The organism is Modestobacter sp. KNN46-3, from assembly GCF_011039295.1.
Genome location: NZ_JAAKGN010000221.1, coordinates 1 through 5,940, shown reverse-complemented (window position 1 = coordinate 5,940; position 5,940 = coordinate 1). Strand labels below are relative to the sequence as shown.

Here is a 5,940-nt window from a genome sequence, read left to right as displayed (position 1 = left end):
GCGACAGCAGGCGCCCCAGATCACGCTGTCCGCCGTCGAGCTGGAGTCCGGCCCGCAGCTGGCCGGGCTCATCGAGGACACGCTGGACCTGGGAGTGCTCAGGCCGTCGGCCTCCACGCCGTCGCTCGCAGTGCAGGTGATCGAGGAGGAGGAGCTCGTCGCCGCACTGCCGGCGGACCATCCCCTCCCGGTGGGGCAGCCGGTCGTCCTCGCCGACCTGGCGGAGGAGCCGTTCGTGCTCTTCACCCGGGAGCACGGGGAGGGCTTCTGGCAAGTGGTGGTGCAGGCCTGCGGCCAGGCGGGCTTCTCGCCGAACATCGTGTTCAACGCCGAGCACGTGCACACGATGGTCGGCCTGGTGGCCTCGGGCATGGGGGTGTCCCTCGTTCCGCAGGCGGTCCGCCGTCTCGACCTGACGGGCGTGCGTTACGAGCGGATCGCTGCGCCGACGCCGCGCCTGCCCCTGGCGCTGGCCTGGGACCCGGGCCGTTCGTTCCCCGCCCTCGAACGTGTGCTGGAGATCGTCACCGTCCAGGCTCGTCGGACGGCGGGCGCCCCTCGTCAGTTTCCGGCCGGCTAGCGTCCGCTCGCGTCGCCGCACCCAGTCTGCCCAGGTAGAGCTCCACCACGGCGGGGTCGTCGAGCAGCTCGCGCCCCGTTCCGGTGACCGCGTTGTGCCCTTGGTCGAGGATGTAGCCCCGGTCGCAGATGGCCAGGCAGCGCCGCGCGTTCTGCTCGACGATCAGCACCGCGGTGCCCGTCTCGTTGATCCGGGAGATCAGGGCGAACACCTCCGCCTGCGCCCGCGGGGAGAGCCCCGCCGACGGCTCGTCCAGGCAGAGCAGCCGCGGCTCCGGCATCAGCGCCCGTGCCATGGCCAACATCTGCCGCTCACCACCCGAGAGCGAGCCGGCCCGCGCCTGCATCCGTTCGACCAGGCGGGGAAAGAGCTCGGCGAGCGCCTCCCAGCGGCCGGCGAACTCCTTCGGCCGCAGGAAGGAGCCCATGCGCAGGTTGTCCCGCACGGTCAGCCGGGGGAAGACGTTGTCCAGCTGCGGCACGAAACCCACTCCCCGGCCCACCAGCTCGTGGGACGGCGCGCCGGTGATGTCGGTCCCGTCGAAGCGCACGGTGCCCGCACTCACCGAGACGAGCCCGAAGACGGCCTTGAGCAGCGTCGACTTGCCGGCGCCGTTGGGGCCGAAGATGCCCACGAGCTCACGGCCGCCGACGTGCAGGGACACGTCCTGCAGGATCGGGACGCCGGGTGTGTAGCCGGCGGTGACGCCGCTGACCGCGAGGACGGTGTCCGCGGGCGGCTCCGCCCCAGGACCGCTGCTCGTCGCCCGGTGGGCTCCGGTGCTCATGGCTGCCGACCCTTCCCCGCAAGGCGCGCGGAATCGTCGTCGCCGGCCTCGTCCGATCCCAGGTAGGCGTCGATGACCTCGGGATCCCGCATGACCTCGGCCGGGGTCCCGGTGGCCAGCACCTTCCCGAAGGCCATGCACACCACGTCGTCACTGATGTCGGCGACGACGTCCATGTCGTGCTCGACGAAGAGGATCGTCGTCCCCTCCGCGCGGACCTGCCGGATGTGGTCGAGCAGCGTCTCGACCAGCCGCGGGTTGACGCCGGCCATGGGCTCGTCGAGGAGGAGCAACCGCGGCTCGCTCATCAGGGCCCGGGCCATCTCCAGCAGCTTGCGCTGACCACCCGAGAGCACACCGGCAGGCTGGCCGGCCATCTGCTCGAGCCCGAACCGGGCGAGCAGCTCCTGCGCCCGTTCGGTGTTGTCCGCCTCCTGACGCCGCCAGCTCCGCCGGCCGAAGAGGGCTCCCCCGATGCCTTCACCGCGCTGCCCCGGGGCCGCGAGCAGGACGTTCTCCTCCAGCGTGAGGTCCGCCAGGCTGCGGGTGAGCTGGAACGTACGCACCATGCCCTGCCGGGCGAGCCGGTAGGCCGGCAGCCCGGTGACCTCGCGTCCCTCCAGCTGCCAGGCGCCGGCGTCGGCCCGGTCGAACCCGGTGAGGACGTTGAAGAAGGTCGACTTCCCGGCCCCGTTGGGTCCGATGAGGGCCGTGATCGTCCCGCCGCGCACGACGAAGTCGTCGACGTCGACGGCGGTGAGGCCACCGAAGCGGCGCTGCACTCCCTGGGCGCTGAGGATCGGCTGGGTCGTCTCGTGACCGCTCGGACTGCTCGTCATGCCGCCACCTCCGCCTTCGCCGTTGCTGCGGCCTTCGGCGTCCGCCGGGACAACAGCCCGCCCGCGCGGAAGTACATGAACAGGATGAGCGCGATGCCGACGAGGGCCAGCCGGATCGGCCCGACGTCGGAGGTGGAGAGCAGCTCGTCGCTGATGACGCCGCTGGTGATGGCCTGCCGGAGCAGCGAGTCGCTCGCCGCGAGCAGCAGCCAGAACAAGACGGCGCCGACGACCGGGCCCAGCACGCGCCCGACGCCGCCGAGCAGGAGGACGGCGAACGCGTAGAACGACAGGTCGGCGGTGTAGGTGTCCGGGGTGACGGCCTGGGACGCCAGGGCCAGCACCATCCCCGCGACGGAGGCCATGAGCCCGCCCAGCACGAGCGCCTGGAGCTTGTAGGCGTAGGTGTTCTTGCCCAACGCCCGGACCACCTCCTCGTCGTTGCGGATCGCTCGGATGACCCGGCCCCAGGGGCTGCTCACCAGCAGCGCCGTGAGAGCGACCGCCGCGGCCACCAGCAGCCAGCCGACCAGGGCGATCCACAGCTGCCCGCCGGAGAGGGAGAACCGGCCGATCCCGTAGCTGCCCCCGCCGAAGGGGTTGAGGTCGTAGAAGCCGGAGGCGAACTGCTGGACGCCGAAAACCCCGTAGGTGAGCGGGGCCGCGGCTTCCGACCTGAAGAGCAGGCGCAGGATCTCCGCGGTGGCGATCGTTGCGATGGCGAGGTAATCACCGCGCAACCGCAGGGTGGGGACCCCCAGCAGCAGGGCCAGCAAGAACCCCATGAGCAGCCCGATCAGCACGCCCAGCCACAGCGGGGCGCCGTAGCGGGTGACGCTCACGGTCATGCCGTAGCCGCCGACGAGCATGAACCCGGCCCGGCCGAAGTTCATCAGGCCGGCGTAGCCGAACTGCAGGTTGAGCCCCACGGCGGCCAGCGCGAAGACCGCCGCTTGAGGTCCGACGGCCGCCCGCACGGCGTCCGCCAGCACGGCGATCAGATCCATCAGCCCACCCTCTCGCGCAGGCCGAGCAGCCCCTGGGGCCGCACGAGCAGGACCAGGATCAGCAGCAGCAGCGCCCACACGGTCTGCAGCTCGCTGTCGAAGAAGACGGTGCTCAGCTGGGCGAGCAGGCCGACGACGAGGCTCCCCACCACGGCTCCGAAGGCGGTTCCGAGCCCGCCGAGGATGACCCCGGCGAACATCAGCAGCAGCAGGTTGAAGCCCATGTTCCAGGTCACCGCCTGACTGAGCCCGTAGAGCACACCGCCGAGCGCGGCCAGCCCACCCCCGGCGAGCCACACCTGGAACACCACACGGTCCACGTTGATCCCCGAGCACCCCGCGAGCGCGCGGTTGTCCGAGACCGACCGGACGGCCGTGCCCAGCCGGCTACGGGTGAGCGTCAGCCCGATCAGCACCAGCACCAGCAGCGCGATGCCCAGGATCGATGCGTCCCGAGGGGTGATGCTCAGCGGACCCCACTGCCAGACCTGCTGCAGCCCGTACTGCTCATAAGAGCGCGGGTTGCCCCCGTAGACGACCAGGACGACCTGACGCAGCAGCAGGGCGAGCCCGATCGTCGCGATGAACATCGAGACCTGGCTTGCCCGCCTGCGCCGCATCGGGCGCCACAGCACCAGCTCGCTGCCGCCGGCGAGCGCGGCGACGACCGGGATGGCCACCAGGGCGGCCAGCGCGATGTGCAGCCCGGCGGCGTTCAACCCGAACGCGACCACCGCCCCCACGGTGACCAGCTCGCCGTGCGCAAAGTTGATCAAACCGGTCGTGCCGAAGATGAGCGAGAGGCCGATCGCGGTGATCCCGATGAGCGCACCCAGCAGCAGGCCGTCCAGCGTCGCCTGGGCCAGTGCGGCGCCGAGGCCGGATCCCGAGGTCTCCACCTGGCCCAGTGGGAACAGGACGTTGCGCAGACTGCCCGGGTCGACCGTCACCTCCCGGCTGGCCTCGGCACCCTCCCGGAGGCTGATCCCGGCCGGCAGCGACTCCTCGTCGAGGCCCACCTCGTAGGTCCCGGGAGCCGGCACCGGGATCTCCCAGCGCCCGTCCGCGCCGCTGGTCACGGAGGCGACCTCGTCGCCGCCCTGGCTGAGCGTGACCTCCACGTCCGGGACGGGCTGGTTCGCAGCGTCGACGAGGCGGCCCTGGACCACCTCGCCGGCGGCCAGGGCCGGCGTTGCATCCAGCAGCAGGCAGCTGATCGCCACGGCGACCGCGGCCAGGCACGACGCGAGCGCCGACGTCCACCGCCGCGGGCGGACATCTGCCGACGCCCGGGTCAGAGCGGCCACCTGACCTCCGACACTCGGCCGGCGCCGCGGGAGCTCCGGGGGAAGGACATCCCTGAAGGGTGGTCGGAGCACGTCGGGGCGTCCAATACCGACAACGGGCGCTGTTGATACGGACGGGCTATCAGGACGGCTGTTGTCATATCAGTAATCACCCGGCGACACTCCGGCAACAGCCGCCGTCCACCCACCGTCTCCGCGGTGACCATCACCCCTCCGTTCCACCGTGGAGGTCCAGCAGGATCGTCCCGCGCTCCGTGCGACACCCTCGGCCAGACTCCGGGCCATGGACCTCGAGGCCTTCTACCTGCCGCTCGGTGACAACTGCTTCTCCCCCACCCGGGCCACCGAGAGCCCCTGGGAGACCAGCGCCCAGCACGGCGGGCCGCCGTCCGCGCTGCTGGCGCACCTGGCGACCGCGGCCGCGGGTGAGCACGTGCGCGCGGCGCGGGTCAGCGTCGACTTCTTCGGCGCCATCCCCCGCCGGGAGCTGACCGTCGAGGTGTCCCCCGTCCGCCCCGGCCGGCGGATCGACCTCACCGAGGCCGCGATGACCGTCGAGGGCCGCACCGTCGCCGTCGCCCGGGTGTGGTCGATCGCCACCGGGCCGACGCCGCCGGTGGTCACCGAGCTGACCCCGCCGCCCGCCGTCCCGGAGGTGTCCAGCTCGTTCCTCCCGCACCTCCCCGACTGGGGCTTCGGCCAGGCCCTCGACTGGCGCTACACCGCCGGCTCACCGGACGAGACCGGCCCGGCCGACGTCTGGACCCGGGTCCTGGTCCCGCTGATCGCCGGCCAGGAGCTCACCCCGCTGGACCGCACGCTCGTCGCCGCCGACGCCGCCAACGGCCTCTCCGCCGAGCTGCCGATCAGCAGCTGGCTGTCCATCCCGCCGGGCATGACCACCCACCTGACCCGCGAGCCGGACGGCGAGTGGGTGCACCTGTCCGCCCGCAGCACGATCGCCGCCGACGGCATCGGGCTGTGCCTGGGCACGCTGTCCGACGCCGCCGGCGAGATCGGCCAGGTCTCCCAGCCGCTGCTCGTCCGCGAACGCTGACCGGGGACACAGCAGCGCAGACACCGCCGCCCGGCACACCCGATCTGAGTGACACCCGGGCTGTTGTTCTCATTTGAGTCCGGATCTGAGAATAAGGTGGATCTGTGTTCTCAGCCGGATCGCCGTGGCCGACGTTGTCCGACCACGAGGTGCCCTGGCACCCGCGCCTGCCGTCCGACGTCGTCCCCCGGTCGGTTCGACTGCGCCACTCGGGTCCCTATCGGGCAGCCGTGGTCCCGCTGATCGGCACCGCGATCCCTAGCCTCGACGCGGCCACCTCGGCGCTGGCCGACGAGGCCTCTCGGGAGATCGCCCGGTTCGACGCCGAGCTCGGCGGCGAGATCGCCCCGTTCGCCACCGTCC

6 protein-coding genes are annotated in these 5,940 nt (G+C 72.0%); 2 read left to right on the top strand and 4 right to left on the bottom strand.

The genetic code is table 11. The features are described 5' to 3' along the window. A partial coding sequence (locus G5C62_RS25030) for a LysR family substrate-binding domain-containing protein (RefSeq protein WP_164703152.1) occupies positions 1-580 on the top strand: 580 nt, incomplete at its 5' end. Here G5C62_RS25030 and G5C62_RS25025 read toward each other — a convergent pair. From G5C62_RS25025 to G5C62_RS25010, 4 genes are read right to left on the bottom strand one after another with little or no spacing between them, the layout of a single operon-like run. Continuing rightward, positions 525-1,367 (bottom strand): ABC transporter ATP-binding protein, encoded by an 843-nt coding sequence (locus tag G5C62_RS25025; protein ID WP_064972370.1) that lies wholly within the window; start codon positions 1,365-1,367, stop codon positions 525-527. The two genes, G5C62_RS25030 and G5C62_RS25025, sit on opposite strands and share 56 nt — an antisense overlap. Continuing rightward, positions 1,364-2,206, bottom strand: a complete 843-nt coding sequence (locus G5C62_RS25020) for an ABC transporter ATP-binding protein (protein WP_164703151.1) — start codon at positions 2,204-2,206, stop codon at positions 1,364-1,366. Before G5C62_RS25020 ends, G5C62_RS25025 begins: the two co-directional genes overlap by 4 nt. Next, a complete protein-coding gene (locus G5C62_RS25015) occupies positions 2,203-3,213 on the bottom strand; it encodes a branched-chain amino acid ABC transporter permease (protein WP_164703150.1) in 1,011 nt (336 codons plus the stop codon). The genes G5C62_RS25020 and G5C62_RS25015 overlap by 4 nt, the downstream gene beginning before the upstream one ends. Beyond that, a complete protein-coding gene (locus G5C62_RS25010) occupies positions 3,213-4,520 on the bottom strand; it encodes a branched-chain amino acid ABC transporter permease (protein WP_052090916.1) in 1,308 nt (435 codons plus the stop codon). The genes G5C62_RS25015 and G5C62_RS25010 overlap by 1 nt, the downstream gene beginning before the upstream one ends. 283 nt (positions 4,521-4,803) lie before the next feature. Between G5C62_RS25010 and G5C62_RS25005 the strand changes: the two genes are divergently transcribed. After that, positions 4,804-5,577, top strand: coding sequence for a thioesterase family protein (locus G5C62_RS25005; RefSeq protein WP_164703149.1), 774 nt, complete (start codon positions 4,804-4,806; stop codon positions 5,575-5,577). Positions 5,578-5,940: the final 363 nt, after the last annotated feature.